Consider the following 23,603-nt stretch of genomic DNA (forward strand, 5'->3'; position numbering starts at 1 on the left):
AATCTTTCAGAAATCATATGATCTCAATTCAATCCCTCCCTAAACTATCCCTCAAAGACTTTTTACAACAACCCGAAACCAAACCCGTTTGTGAATATATTGAGGGTGAAATTTACCAAAAACCGATGCCAAAAGGGAAGCATAGCCGACTCCAAACTCGCTTAGTCACCGAGATTAACCAAGTCGCTGAACCTCAACATTTAGCCTGTGCTTTTACCGAATTACGTTGTACTTTTGGGGGTGGTTCGTTGGTTCGAGATATCAGTATTTTTGCTTGGGAAAAAATCCCTACAGATGCCGAAGGAGAAATCGAAAATACTTTTGAAATTCCACCAGACTGGACAATTGAAATTCTTTCCCCCGATCAAAGTTCAACCCGTGTGATTGACAATATTTTATTTTGTTTAAATCATGGGACAGAACTCGGTTGGTTGATTGATCCACAAGAACGAATGGTGATGATATTTAAGCCAAACCAACAACCCGAAACTAAACGCCATCAGGATAATTTACCTGTTTTAAGTTTACTACAAAGTTGGCATATTTCTGTAGAAGATGTGTTTAGTTACTTAACGTTCAATTAATCTCAATCAGGATGCACTCTTATGTTTGAAACGTTTAAAAATCGACTCGAACTGACTGGAAAACTGACTACAATTACCGCATTACGGATTAGTGCGGGACGTTCCACCGAACCCATTGGATCGGATTTACCCGTGATTAAAGATGCGTTAGGACAGCCTTTTATTCCGGGTTCTAGCTTCAAAGGCGCATTGCGATCGCGTCTTGAAAGTTTCTTGCGAGGAATCTTAGGAAATAACCGTAAATTAGTGGGAAATCCGAGTGTAAATGATGAATGGTCGCTCACTTCTAAAGAATTAGCAAAGTTCAAAATGAACGAACTTAAGAATCTGAACTCACAAGAAAAAGAAAACTGCTTACATCAGTATATTCTTGAAAATACAGACTTAATATCGAGTTTATTTGGTTCTCCTTGGATAGCGAGTAAATTTCAAGTCCGAGATTTAACCGTTGATACTAACACTTGGTTTAATCAATATCAAGAACGAGATGGAGTAGCGATAGATAGAGATACAGAAACCGCATCCGAAGGTAAACTTTATGATTATCAAGTTGTACCAGGCGGAACGGATTTTGATTTTAAAGCAGTTGTAGAAAATGCAGAAGATTGGGAATTGGGTTTATTAATGATTGGTTTGCATCAGTTTGAAACCGAACAAATTCCGTTGGGTGGCGGACGTTCTCGCGGCTTAGGTGTAGTTCGTTTAGATATTGATAAAATGCGTTGGGTTGATGTTGAGGATCACCCAGAATTTTTGTTAGAATATCTCCAAAAACTATTAAGAAACGATGAAACAGCCTATGAAGATGCTTTAGACTATAAAGATGAATGGGTTGGGAAACTGATTGAACATCTCAATACAAAAATATCTCAACGTACTGAAGCCGAAAATCCAGTTGAACAAAACCGAGATTAGAATCAATTAAAATTAATTCAGAAAATAACAATGCACAAAAAATTAGTTAATCATTGTACAATCAATTTAACGATTATTCCTGACGGGCCGATTTTAATTAAATCTGGAAAAGAAGGTGCTGACCCGACAAAACCCGAAATGGAATTTGTGGAAACTTACCACACAGGCGGACGTTCAATTTATCTTCCAGGGAGTTCTTTAAAAGGTGCTATTCGCGCTCACGCTGAACGCATTGTCAGAACTGTTGGAGGAGAAAAAAACTCCAATAATTCCCGCCTTCCCTGGGCGAACGATCCGTTAAATGATAAGTATGATTATCTCAAAAAGGAGCCAAGTTATAATATCTACAAACTTTCTTCTTTTACGGATAAAATGTTTGGCAATACTTCAATAGCCAGTCGAGTTAGAATTGAAGATGCTTACCCAAAAGATAAAACTAAACTCAAAATAGAAGAACGTAACGGCGTCGCAATTGATCGGGTTTTTGGTTCGGTTGCGGTAGGGCCATTTAACTATCAAGTCTGTACATCTGGAGAATTTAAAACCAAAATTCATTTGAAGAATTTTACCCTCGCTCAGTTAGGTTTAATGGGTTTAGTATTGCGAGACTTGAATGATGGTTGGTTTGGTTTGGGGTTTGCAAAATCTCGCGGTTTAGGAACCGTTTCTGTGCAGTATAATTCTGCTACTGTTCAATATCCTGGCTGTATTTTAGATGAACAAACCCGTCAAATTAAGCTGCTAGGCAGTGATAAAATTTGGGAAAACACAATGTTATTAGGTGCGGGTGAATTTCTTGAAAGGGAAGAAGCAGAACTTTATCGTTTTCCTACCTCAGATCATCAACAAACACCTGTTGCTGCTCAACTAATGGATTTAGGATTTGGAGTTGAATTAACGTTTTCAGGAGAAGAACAGGTAAAAGATTTATTTACCCGCTCAGTTAAAGCTTGGAAACAACTGTTACAGCCAGGAGTCGCCTAATGAGTTTTGTTGGTTATCAAAATATTTCTTCAGTTGAGTTGAAAGAATTATTAACTCAAAATGCTAATTCAAATAGCTATTACTTTCTACGTTGGGTTGATAAAGTCAGTGGAATTGTTGAAGAATTACCCTTAGATTTTCATCAAAATCCCAGTCCTGAAGGACAGATGTTTAACTCAGAATTAGAACTGCGTTGGAAACGAAAAGGTTCCGGTTTTGAAGTTTTGCTGTTAACTGAAGGTGATTCTTTACCGGGTAAATGGAAAACTATAGAGGAGGATTGTGAATGGGAAACTGAGGTGCGAAAAGCCTGTTTATATCAGCCAACGGTAACACGCTTTCCGAATCGTTTTAAATATCCCGATAATTTCAAGATTGCTCAACGTTATTTCAAAAATAAAAAGACTTCAACGGTACATTTTATCGCTCTAACTATTCAGGAGGAATAATGACAAATCGCCCTATCAAAAAGCCAAACCGACTTAACCCACCCAGCCAACCTCCTGCTATAAATGCTGATGTAGGAGTCAATAATTATAAACCCTATCAATTGGTTTCATTTCCAGAAAACCGCCCTAATTTGCAACGCCCCGCCGGACATCAGCAATTTTTCAATGATCTAATTCATGGAACTCTTGAACTCAAATTAACCGTTAAAACTGCGGTTCATGTATCAACGGGTATTGTCGCAATGGGGAGTGATATTAACACCCGTGTTCCCTTAATTAAAACGATGATTCAAGACGTTGATCAAAACCTTTTAATTCAAGGAAGTTCATTAAAAGGCTGTGTTCGTTCAGTTTATGAAGCGATTACTAATAGCACGTTAGCCGTCATTACTTCAAGATATAAAGATAAAATTTCGCCGGAACGTTTACCCTGTAAAAGCAAAGATAAACTGTGTCCTGCGAGTCAAGTTTTTGGGGCGTTAGATTGGCAAGGTTTAATAGAATTTAATGATGCAAAATGCGAAAATCATAACTTTTCAACGGGTTTTATGCCGTCTCTTTATCGTCCTCGCCCGGATGAACGAACCGCTTATTTTCAACGGGGAAAAGTTGCAGGACGGAAGTTTTATTATCATACCATTCGAGCGATTGATAAAGGTCAAAATCAGGGAATTCCTGTTCAACAAGCGGCAAAAGAATATATATTCACAACCAAAATTCGCTTTAAAAACCTCAAATCTGCGGAACTCGGAACTTTACTAATTGCTCTCGGACAAGATGAAAACTACCCAATAGCGTTGAAAGTGGGAGGCGGTAAACCCATCGGAATGGGAACAATGACAGTTGAAATAACCGCAGCTAATGTTTTACAAAATCAGCAAGATTTACAAGAACGCTATTCTAATTTTCAGCCTTCAGAAAACACAAAAATGGGTGAAGAATTAAAACAGTTTATTCGAGAAAAGATTCAATTGGCTCATTCGAGTTTGATTCAAACTACCCAACTTCAACAACTTGCTGAAATTTTACGTTATCCAACAGATCGTGAACCCCCAGAAGGAATGTACTAATGCTAACAGAAAATCAGTGGACAACTGCTCACGCGATCGCCAAAACTTTAGTTTTAGAAAATACAGATGTAAATGAGTTAAGAAAAGCGATTTCCTATCTCAGAAATTATGTGAGTCCCAACGAATCTGGACAGAAGTTTTTCAACTATCTGAAAACCTTAACTAAAAATGGTCGAAGTATTGGTCACAGCAGACAAACTTCCAGATATTATGAAACAATAGAAGCAACTTGTACTCAATATCTTAAAGCCTATGAAAATGATTCAATAGTAATGTTACAGATTCTCGGTTGGGTAGCGCGTTTAATGCGATATTACCAAAGTTCGGGGTCAATTGGAGAGATTCCGGCGCCTGTTGCTGAGTCCGCCCGTCAAGCAGAAATTGCCGAGGCTGTTGGTAGTCAAGCGTTTAACATCGGTCAAATTTTAGAGGCAATCGTTACTAATATTAAGGGAAATAAGGTGACTTATGAGATTTTGGGAACGATTAAATTAACGGAGAAAGAACCCAAAAAAGCAGCTTCTCTATCGGAAGGGCAAAACGTTCAGGTTGAAATCGTTGATTTGAAAGAAGATGGGAGTATTAAAAAGGTTAAACTTGCTGATTGAGAGAGTTTGTAACCACTAACTCTATTTTGAGTGCTACTATAGGAGGCATCAATCACAGCTAACTCTGTCGGTTGATGTTTTTTTGATTTGATTAGGAGAAATATCTGTATGGATAGGCTCGAAAGCTCATACCCGCCCGCATCAACTTTGCAAACATTCACTAAAATGACTGAATCAACTTTTCAAACATCACCTAGCGCGACTGAATCAACTTTTCAAGCATCAGACAGAACGTATTTTGCAGAGCAAAGGATAAATAACATGACATACGAAGTCGAGTACACGGACGAGTTTGAACAATGGTGGTTAACACTAGATGAAGCGACTCAAGACGAAATTGATATTGCCGTTGAGTTACTTCAAGAATGGGGGCCAAATCTTCGTTTTCCCCAAAGTTCCGGTGTTCAGGGTACTCGTCACCCGCGTATGCGGGAACTGCGTGTACAACACAAAGGTAATCCATATCGCATCTTGTATGTTTTCGATCCTCGCCGAGTCGCGGTACTCCTTTTAGGAGGTAGCAAAGTTGGCAATGATCGCTGGTATGAAGAAAATGTACCAAAAGCAGATCGGCTCTATGACGAACTATTGCAAGAGCTAGAAAATGAAGGTTTGATATGAAAACAAAGTCTTTTAACGAATTACGCAAACGAATGACACCTGAGCGGAGAGCTAAAAATAAAGCTCGCGCTCAATTAGCGTTACTTTACCTTAACTTAGCAGAATTGCAAGAGTCATTAGGAGTAACACCGGATGATATGGGACAAGATATTGATATTCTATCTGTCTTGTCGGATATAGAAAACCAAGAAGATCATCAAATCTCTACTCTGTCTCGCTATATTCAAGCGTTGGGTGGAAGTTTGAAAATAGTCGCTAATTTCCCAGACAAAGAAGTTACGCTGGCTCACTTTGAATAATTGCTTTGGTTTTCTCTAGAAAATGCAGGAGTAAATATTTGCTGACTCAATTTTGATCGGAGAGTTTATAGCAATATACTCCTGCTCTTTCTTTGAACTTTTGCTTGACTTTTCTATCAAAATACGCTAATGTTATACATAACTAGAGGGTTTAAGTTTCTTGGAGACTTTGCTCTGTCTCTCAACTTACCCCGCAAGGGGATAGAAACACGCCTCTAGTATGGTGATTGAACTGTTGTTTCAGTCTTCACCACTTCCCCGCAAGGGGACTCAAAAATGTTAATATTATTCAATATTCCACTACAATTATTTTTGTGGTGGAATATCTAATTTATATTGGAAATGATTACAATAGTGAGTGCAATCGTCTCGCTTGCATGGTGCCTTAGACGATCGCTAACACACCCTACTTTTATTTAATCTGTGATGGGAAGTTTGGGTTGCGATTTTTTTGACTTAGAAGAACGTTTCGTTTTCCGTTTTCCGCCTGTGAATAGATTCTGTAGCCCATGTTGAAAATTATCAACGTAGGTGAACCAAACCGGAACAACAACTAAAGTTAATAGTGTAGAAGTCGTCATTCCGCCAATAACTGCGATCGCCATTGGACTGCGAGTTTGAGAACCTGCACCTAATTCTAACGCAATCGGAACCATTCCTGCAATGGTTGAAAGAGTGGTCATCAAAATTGGACGTAGACGAGAAACTCCTGCTTCAATTACCGCAGAAAATTGAGGCTTTCCGTCTCGTTCATTCGCTAACGAACAGTCTACCAACAAAATCGCATTTTTGGTTACTAAACCCATCAACAATACAATCCCAATTAACGCAAATAACCCCAATTCTTTCTGTGTCCACAACAACCCCAATAACGCACCCCCAATCGATAACGGTAACGCCATTAAAATCGAGAAAGGCAGTAAAAAATTATTGTACAACAACACCAAAATCGCATAAATTCCTAATACCGCTAAACCCAACGCACTCAAAAATCGCGTGAAGATATCAATCATAATTTTGGCATCTCCATCGGACTTTTGTTCGACATCAGGTGGAAGCGGATTCATCGCAGGTAATGCTTGCACTTTCGCTAACGCATCGCCTAAAGAAATCCCTTCTAAATTCGCTTCAATTGATACTTGACGCGCCCGATCAAACCGATCAATTGTTGCTGGCCCACTGCCAATTGTAATCTCAGCAACGGCAGATAATGGGACTAAATCGCCCGTTTGACTAGGAATTTGCAAGTTGCGAATGATATCAAAATCATTTCTAAATTCCTCTGCTAATTGAACTCGGATTGGAATTTGGCGATCGGCTAAATCAAACTTTGCTAAACTGGATTCATTATCCCCTAACGTTGCGAGTCGGGCGGTACGGGCGATTGATTGAACCGAAACCCCTAAATCTCCTGCTCTTTCTGGATCAGGTTTGATCAAGATTTCTGGCTTGACTAAACTTGCAGTAGAAGTCACTTCTACTAAACCCGAAATATCCCGCATTTGACGTTCTAAATCATTCGCAGTTTGGGTTAACGCTTGGGGATTTTCACTCGTTAAAACTATCGAGAGAGCTTTGCCACCACCGCCAGCACCTTCTGAGCGAAAACTAATTCTTGCGCCGGGAATTTGTTCAAACTTTTCGCGCATTTGCTGTTCAAATTCTTTTTGGGAAATCTCCCGTTCTTCTCGAGGCTTTAGATTAATATAAATCGTTCCTTTATTCACCCCTGCATCACTATTCCCACCAGTCCCCACGACCCCTAACACATTGACAACGGCTGGATTTTCACCAATTAAAGCTGTTGTTTTCTGGGCAGTTTGATCGAGATCCTGCAACGTAGAACCCGGTGGAAGTTCAATAGAAACTGTACTTAAACCTGTATCCCCATTATCAAATAATCCCTTGGGAATCATCGGAATTAATTGCAAACTGCCGATAAAAAATGCCACCGCAAGGGCTAACGTTAAAATCTTATTTCTTAAGGAAAAACGCAATAAACCCCGATAAGGATGAATGCGATTTTTTCGGGCTTTATAATCAGAAATTGTTAATTCTTTTTGCTGTTTCGGCTTTAATAACCTCGCCCCTAACATCGGAGTCATTGTACAGGCGACTAAGGTTGAAAACATCGTCGAAACTGCAACCGTTACCCCAAAAGGTTGAAAAAATTGACCGGGAACACCCCCCATAAATGCAACAGGTATAAACACAGCGACAATGGTTGCTGTTGTCGCCACAACCGCTAACCCAATTTCTTCGGAAGCATCAAGGGAGGCTTGAAAAGGTGTTTTACCCATTTCAATGTGTTGGTCAATATTTTCCATCATACAGATGGCATCATCAACCAAGTTTCCCATCGCTAAAGCCAGTGCTAATAAAGTCATACTATTGAGGGTATATCCCAATAGCTTCATTACCACAAATGTTGGTAAAATTGACAACGGTAACGCAATCGCTGTAATTAACGTGGGTCGCCAATTTCGTAAAAATAAACCCACAACAATAACGGTTAAAACAGACCCCAAAACTAACGCATCAACTGAAGCTTGATAGGATTCCCGAATGGATTCAGCATCGGTCAGAATCAGTTCTAAACTAATATCATCGGGCAGCGTTTTCTCTAACTCAGCAACCGCTTGACGAACCCCTTCTTCTACCGTGACTAATGTGCTGCCTGTACTTCTAAATACCGAAAAAGTAACAACAGGTTCTCCAATTTCTTGAGAATTTGAAGCACTAGAATTTTCGACCTCAAAATAGCGAGCAACCTGACGCACTTCACTAAAGCCATCAATCACATTTCCCACACTGGAAAGCGGAATTGAACCCCCCGAAGGAAGAACAATCGGATAATTTCTTAAGGCTTCAACGGTTTTAGCACTTCCTAACGTGCGAATACTCTTTTCTGTTCCACCAAATTGCGATCGTCCTCCCGGTAAATTAATATTAAAAGCCCGAATTTGATCATTAACTTGCGTCGCTGTAATTCCTAAACTTTGCAGGCGATCTGGGTTTAACTCAATGCGAATTTCTCTGTCAATTCCTCCATCCCGTTGAATTTGTGCTACACCCGGAACATTGAGTAACGCACGGCTAATGGTTCGATCTACTAAATCACTTAATTCTTCAACAGACGCTCTTGGAGATGTCACTGCATATGTCATGACAACGCCCCCCGCAAACCGCAACCGTTGGACAACGGGATCGTTAATATCTGACGGTAAATCTTGACGAATTTGAGCGATCGCATTTCGCACATCATTCGTGGCGCGATCGCTATCTGTTCCTAAAATAAAACTAACCGTTGTGGTGGAAATTCCATCTTGAACAGAAGAGATTAAACGATCAATATTTCCTAAACCTGCAACCGAATCTTCTACTTTTTTGGTCACTTGAGTTTCTAATTCTGTGGGTCCTGCTCCCGGTTGAGTGACGGTAATATTGACGGCTGGAATATCAACATTTGGAGTATCATCAATTCCCAATTGTGGAAAAGACATCAACCCCACCACGGTTAAGATTAAAAATAAAACTAAAGTGGGAACAGGTCTTTTGATTGACCAAGCGGATAAACTAAATTGAGACATTGTTAAATCTGGAGTAAGATCAATTTAAACACTTTATTCGGGATAAACGACATTCACAGAATCGCCATCTTTGAGATAAGCAGCACCCGAAACGACGATGCGATCGCCGAGATTTAAACCGCTTTTAATTTCTACTCTAGCTTGAGTTAAATTACCCCGAATTTCACCAACTTGTATCGGCGTGGCTTGAACGGTTTGATTATCTGTTAACCGATAAACGATTGAACTCCCATCGGCTTGAGGTACAACAGCTTTAGCCGGAATTTTTAACCCTTGGGTGCTGCTGGTTGCGATCGCCGCCCGCAAAAACATTCCCGGACGTAAGAAAGAACCTGAAATTGCACCGAGAGGAGGAAGATTAATTTTAACGGTTGCTTTGCGACTTTCTGGGTCAATTAAAGGTGAAATTTCTCGCACAATTCCCTGAACTTTTAACTTAGAATCCGCATCAGAAGTGATGGTAACAGGCGATCCTATTTTGACTTGAGAAAGTAGAGTTTCGGGAACTTTTGCGTGGAGTTCTAACTGATTTTCGGCGATAATAGTAAACAGTTCTTTTGTGCCATTCGTCACATCCCCAATGCGGGCGACTCGGCGAGCAATCACACCCGTTGCAGGGGCGCGAACTTCGGTTTGTTGCAGTTGAGTTTCGAGTTGTTTAACTTGGGCTTGGGCTTCCGTAACTTCCGCCTGCGCCACCGCAATTTCTTCCGGGCGGGTGCCATTGATTAACTCATTCAAATTACTGCGAACTTCTGCAACTTCCGCCTGGGCTGCGGCAATTTCTTCGGGACGAGCGCCATTTTGTAACTGTCGCAGGGCTTGACGTTCCATATCAACTGTAGCCTCAAGTCGATCTACTTGACTGAGCCGACTTTGTTCAAGCTGTTGAATGCGTCTTTGGGCTTCATCGACTAAGGCTCGGAGTCGGCGTTCGTTTTGCAAATATTCCTCCAAACTATCTTCAGAAACCGCCCCTTGATCTTTTAACGCTTGATAACGACGCACTCGTTCACTGGCGAGTTCAAGATCGGCTTTATTGGCTATTAGTCGAGACTCCGCTTGAGCAATTTCATCATCCAAACTCCCCGATCGCGCATCGGCTAATCGGGCTTCAGCCTCATTTAATTTAGCTTGAGCGACCGCAATTTCTTCTGAGCGAGTCCCCGCTTGCAACTCATCTAAAGTGGCTTGAGCGCGATTTAAACGGGCCTCGGCTGCGGCAATTTGTTCGGGACGGGTACCCGTTTGTAGCTTGCTGAGGTTGGCTTGCGCCCTGGCTAACCCCGCAACGGCTTGATCAATTTGCGATCGCAACACCGAATCATCTAAAACGGCTAAAAGTTCCCCAGCTTCGACGAGATCTCCTTCTTTAGCCAGAACCTGTTGAATTTGCAGCCCACTGGCTTGGGGAAGCACAGGTAAAAGATCGTAAGCTTCGACGCTTCCGGTTACGTCTAACTGACGGGTAACGGTGGCTAATTCGACAGGGGCGACGGTGACGGTTTGCCTAGAAGCTGCACTGGCAGAAACTTCAACAACTGCGGCTTGATTGTTGGTCGGTTCAGGGGCTTGAGTCTTGGGGTTGACATAGAAGTGCATTACCGCTACAGTCCCTAAAATACCGAGTCCTAAACCGGATATCATGCCGCCCCATCGGCTTGAACCGGGGTCAGAGGTTGAAGGTTCTTCTTCCGCTTCGAGTTCGGTTTCATCGGCTAGGGGTTCGATTTCCAGGAGTTCCTGATCAACAACCGAGGATAATTCTCTCGGGGAAGGGGGATCTTGTTCCTCTAACTCAGACATAATTTCCTTGTAAGCCATTCAGGATTCCTCCAATTTAGAGTTCTGTAATTGTGTAGATATATGTATAACATTATGGATTTTTCTTAATATTCTTAATTGTAGCGTGTTGAGATGATCACGGATCACGGTCGAGAAATTAAACTCAAACTCTTATTTATCAAGGGTCTTAGTTGATTTTAGCGGAATCAAGAGAGATGAATTTAAGGTTAACTTATATAAAGCAAAGTTGAAATGATGATTTTTTCGGGATGCCACGGAAGATGGTTCATAATTTGAGTGAAGACCTGCGCGATCAAATACGCTAGACTCAGAAAAATTTCCGGATCAGTTGCATCTACAACTCCAGCGACTAAGCGACTGACTCTTTCGAGTGCAACTGAATGTGAGATCCTACAAGATCACGAGTGTCAAAACAGTTGATGATTCACAGTTCACTGAGCGAGCAGGTTAATATTTAAGGGCTGTACTTGTTCGCTGAGTTGTTGTGATTTGCTGTGATTTGCTGTTCAATCTGGCTAACCCGTAAATAACCGACTGTAAAAGTCAATACCTCGTATGTTTTTCAACGCGACTGAATTATTAATTGATACCTTCGTTAGACAAATTCGAGAGGGCTACCGTCGTACCTATGGCGCTTTTAAATCAGACTATGAAGACATTGTGGGCTGGGCGGGAAGCATGGCTTTAGAAAATATTGCCAATAGTGATGCTTTGTACCATGATGTCGAACATACCATCCTCGTGACTCTTGTGGGTCAAGAAATCTTGCGCGGTAGACATATCCGGGAAGGGGGCGTTTCCTGTGAAGACTGGCTGCATTTTTTGATTTCGCTGGTGTGTCACGATATTGGCTATGTTAAAGGCGTTTGCCGTCAAGATCGACAAGGATGGTATGCCACCGGACGCCATGACGATATGGTTAATTTGCCAGATGGATGTACAGATGCCAGTTTAACGCCTTATCATGTGGATCGAGCCAAACTGTTTATTGATGAACGCTTTGGAGGCCACAAGCTGATTGATGCAGAAGTGATCAAGCGTAATATCGAACTGACTCGCTTTCCAGTCCCGAAAGAATCCGATCATCAGGATACCATCAATTATCCGGGTTTGGTACGAGCGGCCGATTTAATTGGTCAACTCAGCGATCCTCGCTACCTGATCAAGATTGGTGCTTTATTTTATGAATTTGAAGAAACTCGCTTTAATGAAAAAGTCGGCTATAAAAATCCAGGAGATTTACGAAATAATTATCACAAATTTTACTGGAACGGCGTTTACCCCTATATTAAAGATGCCTTACATTATCTGACACTCACACAGCAGGGGAAGCAGATCGTGGCTAACCTCTATTCTAATGTGTTTGTGGTCGAGCATGATAATATTGCAGAGGAGGTTGCTCAAGCTTAGAAACGGTCTGCATCTCTAGAATACTCTGATTACACATATTAGCTTATAGAATTATGAACAGAATGTTTTCCCCTGTTCAAAACTTGTTGATAACATGGGTGCTGGTTTTAGTTGCTGGTGGACTGACGATTAGTGCATTTGACTACATCGGTGAACTGATTAGTATTTTAGTGACCGCCGGATTAATTGCCTTTATTCTTAATTATGCCGTCGCTAAATTACAACGGATTATTCCTCGAGGTTTAGCGGCAGCATTGGTTTATCTAGTCACCGCTTTAGTGGTCATTGTCATTGCTTTAACAGTCGTTCCTCCCGTGATTACGCAAGGACGACAACTGATTACCCGATTACCCGATTTAATCGAGTCTGGAAAACAACAATTAGCGGAATTTCAAACTTGGGGTTTAGAACGAAATTTACCCATAGATGTCGGAATTTTACAACAAAAACTGCTGGTGAATGTTCAAGGAAAAGCACAAGCGATCGCGACGACCAGTTTAGGATTAGTGCTGGGTACCTTTAACTGGTTTATTGATTTTATTTTGATTCTAGTGATTGCTTTTTATATGCTGCTGGATGGCGAACGGTTATGGGATGGAATTACCAGTTTTTTATCGCCAAAAGTTCGCTATATTTTTACAGAGTCTCTAGCTCGAAATCTTCAGGGATTTGTAGTCGGTCAGTTTCTCCTGGGGCTGTTTATGGCTGTGTCTTTAACGATCTCTTTTTTTATACTCAAAGTTCCCTTCTTTCTGTTATTTGCCGTGTTTATTGGCATCCTGGAAGTGATTCCTTTTGTTGGGGCTACATTAGGAATTGGAACTGTTACCATTATTGTGGCTTTTATTGATTGGAGGTTAGCCTTAGAAGTTCTCACTGTGGCTGTCATCTTTCAGCAAATCAAAGATAATCTCGTCACCCCTCGAATTATGGGAAATATTACCGGACTTAGCCCAGTGATTATTTTCTCGTCTCTCCTACTTGGAGGTAGAATTGGCGGATTATTGGGTGTTATTCTGGCAATTCCCTTAACAGGTGTAGTGAAAACTATTGTGGAAGTGATTCTCGATCCGGGTTCTCCTCCCCAAACGGGTTCATTTTTTGCCAATCCTTTAGAAGCAATAGAGGAGGAAAAATCCCCCGTCACGACGAATAACTAACGAGTAATTCTTATCAAATTAACGCTAAAACTAGAACGAAAAACACAAATGAAATGGTGGCATAGACTGAAAAAAAATCCCTTAGCTCGACTCGGAGCGATCATCTTAATTGTCTTTTATCTTTGTGCAATTCTAGCCGATTTTGTCGCTCCTTATAGTCCCTACGCCACTAAAATTGATGGGGCATTACTACCACCGACCAGCATTTATTGGCAGAATCAACAGGGAAAATTTATCGGGCCGCACGTTTATCCAACCACTCAAGGGCCAGTGGATATTGAAACTGGAAAACGTCTGTTAGTTGTTGATCGAGATAATCCTTGTCCGGTGGGGTTATTTGTTCAGGGAACACCCTATAAACTTTTGGGAATCATTCCCGGAAATCGACATTTATTCGGAGCGATTGGAGAGTGCAAAATTCATCTTTTAGGCACGGATGAACAAGCCCGTGATCAGTTTAGTCGTTTGATTTTTGGCAGTCAAATTAGTCTCAGTATTGGGTTTGTCGGGATTGCCATTTATTTTCCTATTGGGATGATTTTTGGCGGGATTTCGGGTTACTTTGGCGGTTTTCTGGATACGTTTATCATGCGCGTTGTCGAAGTGTTGATGACAATACCCGGCATTTATTTGTTAGTCGCTTTGGCTGCTATATTACCCCCCGAACTGAGTAGCGCTCAACGCTATTTATTAATAGTTGTGATTATTTCCTTTATTAGTTGGGCGGGTTTAGCACGGGTGATTCGTGGACAAGTTTTGTCGATTAAAGAGCAACAATTTGTACAAGCCACTCAAGCGATGGGTGCAAATCCCCTCTATATTATTTGGCGTCATGTTTTACCGCAAACGGCGACTTATGTGATCATCTCTGCAACACTGGCGATTCCTGGATTTATTGTCTCTGAGTCTGTTTTAAGTTTGATTGGATTAGGCATTCAAGAACCTGATCCCTCCTGGGGAAATTTACTTTCATCGGCGACAAATGCTTCGATTTTAGTGCTGCAACCCTGGTTGATTTTGCCCCCTGCGGTGTTAATTATTCTAACGGTACTGGCCTTTAATTTACTGGGAGATGGACTGCGAGATGCTCTCGATCCTCGGAGTTTGCAACGTTAGCGATCATGCGATCGCACTAAAAGTTACCTGGGAAATTCGGTATTTCCTCGGATGAAGTCAAGAGAAATTCGGTTTATGATAGAGCCAATACAGGACTTAATCAAAAAAGATTGGCTTAATTATGAATATCTCCCAACTCAGCCCAGATCGCCATCAATCTTTGATCACAGTCGTCAACCACGAACTGCGTACCCCTTTAACGACTATTCTCATTTCCGCAGAATTATTGAGTCGGTACAATAATTCTTGGTCTGAGGAGAAAAAGTTGGAGTATATTCAGCGTGTCCAAAAAGCGGCGAGTGAACTGACTCAACTCCTCAACAGTGATGAATTTGCTAACAAGTTAAAAGATTACGCTCAAAACCTACAAGACTCTGTATCATGAGGGAGCCGTCAATTCTATTCGGTAAATTTACTGAGAAGTTTAGTTGATCTCGCAAGTCGAAAGCGGCTTTTCATCTCTGGAGACATGAGACTCTTTCCCTCTTTATCCACAAAAAAGTTATCTCAAACAAAATATACTCGACTGCTACTTCTTCTGATTTTTATATTGATTAGTTCTCCGTTTTCATAAAACAGTACATCGGGGTCAATTATCATCTCAATCCAAAAAGTAGGGAGCGATACGATTCAAGGGGGAATTTGTATCTATCTTTTAATTGGGATTTTATGGGCATTCTTTTATGATCTTTTCTTTGTATTAGATAACGATTCTTTTTCAGGAGCAATTCATTCACAACCCAACAATAGCTAGAATCTATTCGTCTACTATAGTTTTACAACGTTGACAACATTAGGGTATGGCGATATTGTGCCTAAAAACTATAAAGTAATGATGTTTTCTAACTTAGAAGCGATTATCGGACAAATGTATTCAGCCATTGTTCTTGCTCGATTAGTCGGTTTATACACAGCCGAATAAATGATTTGAACAAATAAAATTACTGTATTTCTTTAATTTATTCTCTCGATGCTGATCCGCCAATAAACCGCTATAATCTTCAAGAACAAGTTCAACAATTCAAACAATGGTTATGGATCACATCAGTCAACAGCTTCAAAAATCCATGCGGAGAGTCAGAATTCCCTACAATGACACACCGGACTACACCAGACCCCCTTTAGAAATTTCGCCCGAATTGCATCAACAAATGTTTGAGCGGTTTTGCTTTCTTTACGGCGAAGAACAGGCAAAATTATATATGCCTGAATTGGAAAGAATTCTGAAAGTTCATTATGCACACAAACCCACCGAACTCATAGAAACCGAAAAAGACTTTGACCCCAATAATCGCTTTACCGAATGGGATTTAATCTTAATTACCTACGGCGATTTATTAAAAGGAGACGGACAATCACCTCTATCAACTTTAGCACATTTTTTAAATCATTATCTGGGTTTAAGTATCAACACCCTGCATATTTTACCCTTCTTTCCCTATTCTTCTGATCGCGGTTTTTCTGTGATTGATTTTGATACTGTCGATCCCAATTTAGGATCATGGAAAGATATTGAGGAAATGGGAAACTATTATCAACTGATGTTTGATGGGGTTTTTAACCATGTTTCCTCCAAAAGTCCTTTATTTCAAAGGATGCTGAATGGCAACCCCGACTATAAAGATTATTTTACCACTTATCATTCCCCCGATGAACTCACACCTGAAGAACGGCGGATGATTGTTCGTCCTCGCACCTCCGATATTTTAACCCAATTTCAATCAATTAACGGCCCGATTTGGGTTTGGACAACCTTTTCACCCGATCAAATTGACCTCAATTATAAAAATCCTAAAGTTCTCTTAGGCGTAATCGAAACGCTATTGCTTTATATCCGACGCGGAGCCAATTTAGTTCGCTTAGATGCGGTGACTTATCTTTGGGAAGAACCGGGAACGCCTTGTGCGAATTTAGAACAAACTCACCAAGTAATTAAACTGTTTCGTGATATTGTTAAAGCGGTCGATCCAACTGTTGCTTTAATTACCGAAACAAACGTGCCTCACGAACAAAATGTCTCCTATTTTGGCAATGGTTATGATGAAGCACAAATGGTTTATAACTTTGCCTTACCGCCCTTAGTGCTTTACACCTTTTATCGAGAAGATACAACCGCTCTATCTAATTGGGCAAAAGAACTCAAATACTTGTCAAAAATGACAACTTTCCTGAATATGCTGGATACCCACGATGGCGTGGGATTGATGGGAGTCAAGAGTCTTTTACCCAAAGAAGAAGTAGATTTTATTATCCAAAAAGCCAGAGAACACGGGGCGTTTGTTTCCTACAAAACCGGAGAACAGGGCGAAGAACCCTATGAAATTAATACCACTTGGTTTAGCGCTCTGAACTTAGATAATAACGGAGAAGATATTCCGTTTCAAGTCAAACGGTTTATCGCTTCTCGTAGTATTGCTCTCGTATTACGGGGTGTACCGGGGATTTATTTTCACGGTTTAATTGGCACTCGCAATGATATTGATGCCGTTTTGCGAACGAAATCCAAGCGAGATATTAACCGTCGAGTCATTGAAGTTAACAGCTTAATTGAAGATTTACACGATCGCCAATCTAAGCTTTCTCTCATCTTAGAAAAGTTAGGACACTTACTCGATATTCGGGTGCGTCATACCGCTTTTCATCCCAGTGGAGAACAGAAGATTTTGTTCGTCGCTCCCGAAGTTTTTGCTGTGTTACGAATTTCTCCCAAACAGGATCAGCACATCCTGACTTTAACCAATGTGGCGAATAAGATTTGTCAGTTAGAAATCCCGTTATCTGAACTGGAAGTCGCAGAAACCCAATGGTATGATCTCGTCAGTCAACGGGGTTGGACGATAACGGATGAGAAATTGGTGATTACTCTGCAACCCTATGATATCAATTGGTTGATTCCGTTTGTAGAACTCGAAAAGAGCATCGAGTCTTAAGGCTAGGGTAAAGGGACTGATAAACAGAAAGATTCAAGGAAAGATTGCAGGTGAAAAATGCAAAATTTCCGGCAAATCACTCTAGACCAAAGAAAAATCTTTTTAAGCTTAAAAGCTGATTGAATTTCTCTCTTTGTGATCTTTCAGTCCCTTTCTTTGGAAAAATGCCACAATGTTTACCTTGATACCCCAACGGGACAAGCGTTTCTCGTTTTTGGAAAGGCTACCGGAATTATTGCGCCTTAATTCTCGTTTAGTTGCTGCGAGTCTGGGGATAATTTCTGGAATATTGACAGTGATTCCCGCTCAGAGTGCCGAACAAATTACCATTTCTTATGGGCCGGCTGAATCCTACGTTTCAATTAATGAAATCGAACGTTTTGCTAAGAAAGGAGAAGTTACTCCTGTACTTGCGTTGTATGGAACATTACTCAAATTAAAAGATGGAAAAAGGCTGAGAACAATTTTACAAACTCCCCTAGAAGCAAGTCCCTGGAGTGTCGGACAATTGCTCGATACACCGACCGGAAACGTGATTTTGACTCGGGTGGGAAAAGTGCTGAAAACAGATAAGAATGAAAACGGTTATGCAGCATTAAGAATAGCTATTGGTCAAGCCTCGGCTCATCCTGAAGGTTTAACGATTCTCGGTCTGTTGCGAGAATTTCCGGGAGAAAGTATTCGAGTTGATTTAGAATTTAGTCTAGAATTGTTGGAGGATCTTCTACAAATTTTGGTTGAAGATGATTTAATCATTCAATCCGTAGAAGATCAGGCACAACAGGCGAAAATTAATGACAATTATCCAGTTAATTTACCAGATATTAGAAAGCCTGGATCGATTCGCTGGACAGAAGAAGAATTGACGTTTCGCAATCCTAATCGGGATCGTCCTTCTCCGTTACGAGTTTATTTACCTCAAGTTAAAAAGCCCGTTCCTTTAATTGTCATCTCTCATGGTTTAGGTTCTGATCCGCAAACGTTTAGTTATATTGCTCAACATTTAGCTTCTCATGGCTTTGCTGTAGCAATTCCTGAACATCTTGATACCAGCGCTAAGAAGTTTGCTCGATTTTTTGATGGATTTGAACGCCCGCCAAACCCTTCTGAATTTGCAAATCGGCCTTTAGATATTACTTATTTACTCGATGAATTACAACAGAAATATCAATCTTATCCGTTCTGGAAAAGTCGGATCGATTTTAACAATGTTGGGGTTATGGGTCAATCTTTTGGCGGTTATACGGCTTTAGCGGTGGCGGGAGCAAAGCTAAATCCTGACAAATTAACAGAAGATTGTCAGAAGTCTCAAGATCGACGAATTACTTTAAATCTTTCAACATTACTTCAGTGTCGTTCTCTAGAAGTCGCATCACAGCAAAACAATTTTCAAGATCAACGAATTCAAGCCGTAATTGCGATTAATCCGCTCACCAGTTTGATTTTTGGGGAGGAAGGGATGAGTAATATTCAGGTTCCGACGATGATCATTGGCGGAACTAAAGATTATGTCACTCCGGCTGTTCCTGAGCAGATTAAACCCTTTACTTGGTTAAAAACCTCTAGAAAACATCTGATTTTAATCGCTCCGGGAACACATTTTTCCTTCTTGAAAGAAAGCGGAGGACGGTTAGCGGTTCCTTCTCAATTAATCGGCCCTGATCCGAATCTTGCCTACCCTTATTTAAAAGCTTTCAGTTTGGCATTTTTTGAAAGCTATCTTCAGAATCAACCGGAATATTTACCTTATCTTTCCCAAACTTATGTCAATACAATTGAAGCTCAACCCTTCAACCTCAGTTTAATAGAAGGTTTGAGTCAGGAACAAGTCAGACAAGCGGCGAAACGTTAATCGTTAAAGTTGGTGCCAGATGAGTTATTCCCGCTTCGCGCTATATCGTCACACAGAGTTGAGTGATGGCCTGTCGCTCAAATGAGTGACCCTCAAAAATGCGACTTGTCAATTGATAGTGATATCCCTAAGCTAAAAGATATGAGTTACACAGAAGCCTTCAAGTCTAGTCATTGAAGAATTGAAACTCAACAGTTTCAGTCATTATTTTAGAGCCATTCCATCCCCAAAGGGTTTTCAAGCAAATGCTTTGATATCCACACAGAAACCAAACTCAAGGTTGGACAATTAATCATGGCAAATTTATCAGGCGACAACAACAATAACAATATTTCCGGTACGAATAACGCCGATACCATTCGAGGACTAGGAGGAAATGATCGCCTCTCGGGACTTAATGGTAATGATCGCATATTTGGCGGTGAGGGATCAGATACTCTCTTAGGTGGGGGAGGAAATGACTACGTTTACGGCGATCGCACAGGTAATCCCCTCATTCCCGATTTACCCATCGGACAAAGAGTTGTGGCGGAGTCGAGGACGTTAAATTTTACACCCACATCCAATGACTTCCTAACAAACGAACTGCAAGCCTCACTCCTCAGTGAAACTGTCGAATTTAGCGAAGTCTTCTTGCTTCCAGATGTTTTGTTTTTGAACACCTACAACGACTCAATTGTGGGAGGTTCAGGCGCGGATACCTTACTCGGTGAACAAGGCGCTGATACAATACATGGCGGTACGGGAAACGACTTCGTTCGAGGGGGTAGCGCAAACGATCGCATTTTCGGGGATAGTGGGGATGATAATCTCAGTGGCGATGGGGGTGACGACTTCATCGACGGAGGTCAAGATGAGGATAACATCAGTGGTGTCTCTGGAAATGATACCCTAGTCGGAAATTTTGGTGCAGATGTCCTCGACGGAGGTTCCGGTAATGACAGTCTCTCAGGTGGCGGAGACAACGACATCCTAGACGGGGGAATTAATAACGGTAGCGATACCCTCAGAGGCGATGACGGCGAGGATTTCCTCAATGGGGGTGATGGCGATGATCTGCTTTTTGGTGGCTTCGGAGATGATACCATACGCGGTGGTGGCGATAACGACTCGTTGTCTGGTGATGCCGGAAATGATGCTTTAGACGGCGATGCAGGGGATGATGTCCTGTTTGGAAATGATGATCAAGATACCCTGTTTGGCGATAGCGGTAACGACACTCTCGATGGTGGTGATGACAACGACATTGTTGAAGGGTCTAGCGGTGATGATTCCGTTGCAGGTGGAGATGGGGATGATACCGTTATTGGGGGTTCAGGAGAGGATACCTTAATTGGGGGTCGTGGCGATGATCAGCTTATCGGTGGCGGTAGTTTGTTAGCTGATGATCAAAATAATCCGATCGCAGATGCAGACAACCAACAGGATATCTTCCGAGTGACGGGAGAGGAACTTAGCGGTTTTGGTAATGATATTCTCACGGGTTTTGAGGTCGGTCTGGATAAAATTGACTTGGGTTTTGATATCTTTTTAACGTTAGAAAATCCTCCAGAGGGTGATTCGATTCTCAAGAACTTTGAGATTTTAGATTTCGATCCAAACGGACTCGAACAAGGTTCTGATGATATCCTCACCGAATTAGATTTTCCCTTTGTTCAAGAAATCGGTGGTAGTCTGTTAATTAATTTCCCTGCGGCTGGTGAAGTCCTAGACGCAGAAGGGAATGTTTTGGGAGTTGTGGAATATCAAATTAACAACGACGTCATCGAGAATTTTAATGGCGGTACACTTCTCATCGAAAATGTTAGCAGTTTAGATGAAAATGATATCCAATTCTTCTCGTAATTAACGATTTTTGAATCAATTTTTGAGGTAGGATGGGCATTGCTCATTCTACTTTTATGGAAACAGATGGGTTTATTGCGGGGTTTTTGAGGTTAATACTTTTGGAAACAGATATAGCAGTTTTCAGTTCTGTGAGGTACACAATTGGGTAGAAACCCGGTTTCTAGCAGAAACCGGGTTTCTGTTGCGGGGTTTTTGAGGTTAATACTTTTGGAAACAGATATTGTAACGGATGGGTTAATTGTGGGGAAATTCTGAACTGCTGAACTCCTTGTATTCTTTATTCGTTTCAGTCCGCTTGCGGGGAATTTCATCTTGGAAAGATCCAATTTTAGAATATCCGAAATCCTGGTACTTGTCTAGCCAACAGAAGCGATCGCGATTATAAGTATAAAGATACCCGCCTATTCAAAGAATACTGCCATGAGTCGTCTGTTTTTCCCCGTCTCGTTGTTATCCCTCGCCCTGACTATGACAGTCGCCTGCACCCCGCAAACGACGCAAAACCAAGGAACCCCAGGCGATACAGACAGGTTGCGACTGTTATATTGGCAAGCCCCAACTATTCTCAACCCCCACCTCGCCACTGGGTTCAAAGACTTTGACGCCGCCCGTATCGTCTACGAACCTTTAGCCAGTTACGACAAAAATGATCAACTCATTCCCTTTTTAGCCGCAGAAATTCCCACTGTTGAAAATGGCGGTATTGCTAAAGATGGAAAGTCTGTGACGTGGAAACTCAAACAAAATGTCAAATGGGCTGATGGTGAACCGCTAACCGCAGAAGATGTTGTTTTCACCTATCAATTTATTACCAACCCCGATGTTGCTTCGGCGAGTATTGAGTATTATTCCACGATTGAAAAAGTAGAAGCTGTTGATAATTATACCGTAAAAATTACCTTTAAAGATGTTAATCCCGGTTGGGCAGTGCCGTTTACAGGTCAAAATGGCATGATTTTACCAAAACATATTTTTGCTGAATATAACGGCGCCAATATTCGAGAAGCCCCCGCTAATCAAAAACCGATTGGAACCGGACCCTATCAAGTGGTTGAATTCAAAGCGGGAGATATTATTATTTATGAACCGAACCCTAATTATTGGGATACAGGAAAGCCTTATTTTAAACGAGTTGAACTCAAAGGCGGGGGTGATGCGGTGTCTGCGGCGAGGGCTGTCTTACAAACAGGCGATGCAGATTATGCTTATAATTTGCAAGTGGAAGGGAATATTTTAAAACAGTTAGAAGCAGCCGGAAAAGGAAAAGTTGTGGCAAATTTTGGGCCGTATGTTGAACGAATTATGCTCAATTTTACGAATCCCAATCAAGCCACAGCCGAGGGAGAACGTTCGAGTATTCAGTTTCCCCATCCCTTTTTTACCGATAAAAAAGTCCGTCAGGCGTTTAATTTAGCGATTGATCGCGATACTATTTCTAATCAACTCTACGGCCCAACAGGTCGGCCAACGGCTCAAATTTTGGTCGCACCTCAACGCTATAAATCTGATAAAATTAGCTATGAGTTTAACTTAGAAAAAGCCGCAGCCTTGTTAGATGAAGCAGGTTGGAAAGATAGCAACGGTAACGGAATTCGCGATAAAAATGGCGTAGAAATGCAGGTTGTGTTTCAAACTTCTGTTAACCCAGTTCGACAAAAAACCCAAGAAATTGTCAAACAAGGGTTAGAATCAATTGGAGTGAAAGTTGAACTCAAAAGTATTGATGCCAGTGTGTTCTTTTCAGGAGATCCGGCAAATACTGATACGTTAAATCATTTTTATGCTGATTTACAAATGTTGAATACGGGCAATGATAGCCCCGATCCCCAAGCCCATATGAAATGGTGGACTTGTGAAGAAATTACCCAAAAAGCGAATAACTGGCAAAAATCAAATTATGCTCGTTATTGTAACCCCGAATATGATAAACTCTGGCAGCAAGCAACAACCGAACTTAACCCCCAAAAACGAGCCGAACTCTTTCAAAAAATGGATGAATTATTATCGACAGATGTCGCCCTTCTTCCCATTGTTGATCGAGCAAATACTCAAGGCGTGAGTAACCGTTTAATTGGCGTTGAACCCTCACCTTGGGATGCGAATACTTGGGATATTAAAAATTGGCAACGTTCATCCGATTAAAGGTATAGCGCTACGCGCAGGCAATAGGCAAGAGGCAAAAGCGCAAACTTGCGACTCGGCGGTTTCCGGCGAGAGCAAAGTTTGTAAGAAAGGCAAAAGTAAGACTAGAAAAGATTTTCAGCTTCTTAAAAAGTTTGGCGGGACGGAAACCGACACCGCCACGGCAGTTGCTCTACTTGGGGGGACCCCAAGACCGCACTGCCTCAACTTTTCGCTTTT

18 protein-coding genes and 1 pseudogene are annotated in these 23,603 nt (G+C 41.3%); 17 read left to right on the top strand and 2 right to left on the bottom strand.

Going from position 1 to position 23,603, the window contains the following annotated elements:
* Nucleotides 1-17: 17 nt before the first annotated feature.
* The 8 genes from WN50_RS15550 to WN50_RS15585 all read left to right on the top strand — a co-directional run bounded on the left by WN50_RS15550 (nt 18) and on the right by WN50_RS15585 (nt 5,530).
* Nucleotides 18-584, top strand: coding sequence for a Uma2 family endonuclease (locus tag WN50_RS15550; RefSeq protein ID WP_046277215.1), 567 nt, complete (start codon nt 18-20; stop codon nt 582-584).
* Between the two features lie 21 nt (nt 585-605).
* Entirely contained in the window at nt 606-1,499 is an 894-nt protein-coding gene (csx7, locus tag WN50_RS15555) for a type III CRISPR-associated RAMP protein Csx7 (protein ID WP_046277216.1), read from the top strand.
* 30 nt (nt 1,500-1,529) lie between these two features.
* Complete coding sequence (locus WN50_RS15560; protein WP_046277217.1) at nt 1,530-2,483, top strand: RAMP superfamily CRISPR-associated protein; 954 nt, start codon at nt 1,530-1,532, stop codon at nt 2,481-2,483.
* A complete protein-coding gene (locus WN50_RS15565) occupies nt 2,483-2,932 on the top strand; it encodes a hypothetical protein (protein WP_046277218.1) in 450 nt (149 codons plus the stop codon). Before WN50_RS15560 ends, WN50_RS15565 begins: the two co-directional genes overlap by 1 nt.
* Nucleotides 2,932-4,002, top strand: coding sequence for an RAMP superfamily CRISPR-associated protein (locus WN50_RS15570; RefSeq protein ID WP_200906294.1), 1,071 nt, complete (start codon nt 2,932-2,934; stop codon nt 4,000-4,002). Before WN50_RS15565 ends, WN50_RS15570 begins: the two co-directional genes overlap by 1 nt.
* Complete coding sequence (locus WN50_RS15575; RefSeq protein WP_046277219.1) at nt 4,002-4,610, top strand: hypothetical protein; 609 nt, start codon at nt 4,002-4,004, stop codon at nt 4,608-4,610. The genes WN50_RS15570 and WN50_RS15575 overlap by 1 nt, the downstream gene beginning before the upstream one ends.
* 261 nt (nt 4,611-4,871) lie before the next feature.
* Nucleotides 4,872-5,231, top strand: coding sequence for a type II toxin-antitoxin system RelE/ParE family toxin (locus WN50_RS15580; protein ID WP_200906295.1), 360 nt, complete (start codon nt 4,872-4,874; stop codon nt 5,229-5,231).
* Nucleotides 5,228-5,530 (top strand): hypothetical protein, encoded by a 303-nt coding sequence (locus WN50_RS15585; protein WP_009785626.1) that lies wholly within the window; start codon nt 5,228-5,230, stop codon nt 5,528-5,530. The genes WN50_RS15580 and WN50_RS15585 overlap by 4 nt, the downstream gene beginning before the upstream one ends.
* A gap of 416 nt (nt 5,531-5,946) precedes the next feature.
* Here WN50_RS15585 and WN50_RS15590 read toward each other — a convergent pair whose 3' ends face one another.
* Both WN50_RS15590 and WN50_RS15595 read right to left on the bottom strand, forming a co-directional pair.
* Nucleotides 5,947-9,120, bottom strand: coding sequence for an efflux RND transporter permease subunit (locus WN50_RS15590; protein WP_046277221.1), 3,174 nt, complete (start codon nt 9,118-9,120; stop codon nt 5,947-5,949).
* A gap of 33 nt (nt 9,121-9,153) precedes the next feature.
* The gene (locus WN50_RS15595) at nt 9,154-10,944 is read right to left on the bottom strand and encodes an efflux RND transporter periplasmic adaptor subunit (RefSeq protein ID WP_046277222.1); all 1,791 of its coding nucleotides are present in this window, start codon (nt 10,942-10,944) and stop codon (nt 9,154-9,156) included.
* Nucleotides 10,945-11,481: 537 nt separating this feature from the next.
* Here WN50_RS15595 and WN50_RS15600 point away from each other — a divergent pair.
* The 9 genes and pseudogenes from WN50_RS15600 (at nt 11,482) to WN50_RS15635 (ending at nt 23,384) form a co-directional block, all read left to right on the top strand.
* Nucleotides 11,482-12,336 (top strand): Npun_R2479 family HD domain-containing metalloprotein, encoded by an 855-nt coding sequence (locus WN50_RS15600; RefSeq protein WP_046277223.1) that lies wholly within the window; start codon nt 11,482-11,484, stop codon nt 12,334-12,336.
* Nucleotides 12,337-12,389: 53 nt separating this feature from the next.
* Entirely contained in the window at nt 12,390-13,496 is a 1,107-nt protein-coding gene (locus WN50_RS15605; RefSeq protein WP_046277224.1) for an AI-2E family transporter, read from the top strand.
* Nucleotides 13,497-13,544: 48 nt separating this feature from the next.
* A complete protein-coding gene (locus WN50_RS15610; protein ID WP_046277225.1) occupies nt 13,545-14,612 on the top strand; it encodes an ABC transporter permease in 1,068 nt (355 codons plus the stop codon).
* 121 nt (nt 14,613-14,733) lie between these two features.
* Nucleotides 14,734-14,997 (top strand): histidine kinase dimerization/phospho-acceptor domain-containing protein, encoded by a 264-nt coding sequence (locus WN50_RS15615; RefSeq protein ID WP_046277226.1) that lies wholly within the window; start codon nt 14,734-14,736, stop codon nt 14,995-14,997.
* Between the two features lie 390 nt (nt 14,998-15,387).
* Nucleotides 15,388-15,534, top strand: a pseudogene (locus WN50_RS32310) (ion channel); the annotation flags it as partial.
* Between the two features lie 106 nt (nt 15,535-15,640).
* Nucleotides 15,641-17,542, top strand: a complete 1,902-nt coding sequence (locus WN50_RS15620) for an alpha-amylase family glycosyl hydrolase (protein WP_235440981.1) — start codon at nt 15,641-15,643, stop codon at nt 17,540-17,542.
* Between the two features lie 172 nt (nt 17,543-17,714).
* The gene (locus WN50_RS15625; protein WP_063847400.1) at nt 17,715-19,394 is read left to right on the top strand and encodes an alpha/beta hydrolase; all 1,680 of its coding nucleotides are present in this window, start codon (nt 17,715-17,717) and stop codon (nt 19,392-19,394) included.
* A gap of 294 nt (nt 19,395-19,688) precedes the next feature.
* Entirely contained in the window at nt 19,689-21,239 is a 1,551-nt protein-coding gene (locus tag WN50_RS15630) for a calcium-binding protein (protein ID WP_049559742.1), read from the top strand.
* Between the two features lie 423 nt (nt 21,240-21,662).
* Nucleotides 21,663-23,384 carry a peptide ABC transporter substrate-binding protein gene (locus WN50_RS15635; protein WP_046277227.1) on the top strand — a complete coding sequence of 574 codons (1,722 nt, stop codon included), beginning with the start codon at nt 21,663-21,665 and terminating at the stop codon, nt 23,382-23,384.
* Nucleotides 23,385-23,603: the final 219 nt, after the last annotated feature.

Source organism: Limnoraphis robusta CS-951, assembly GCF_000972705.2.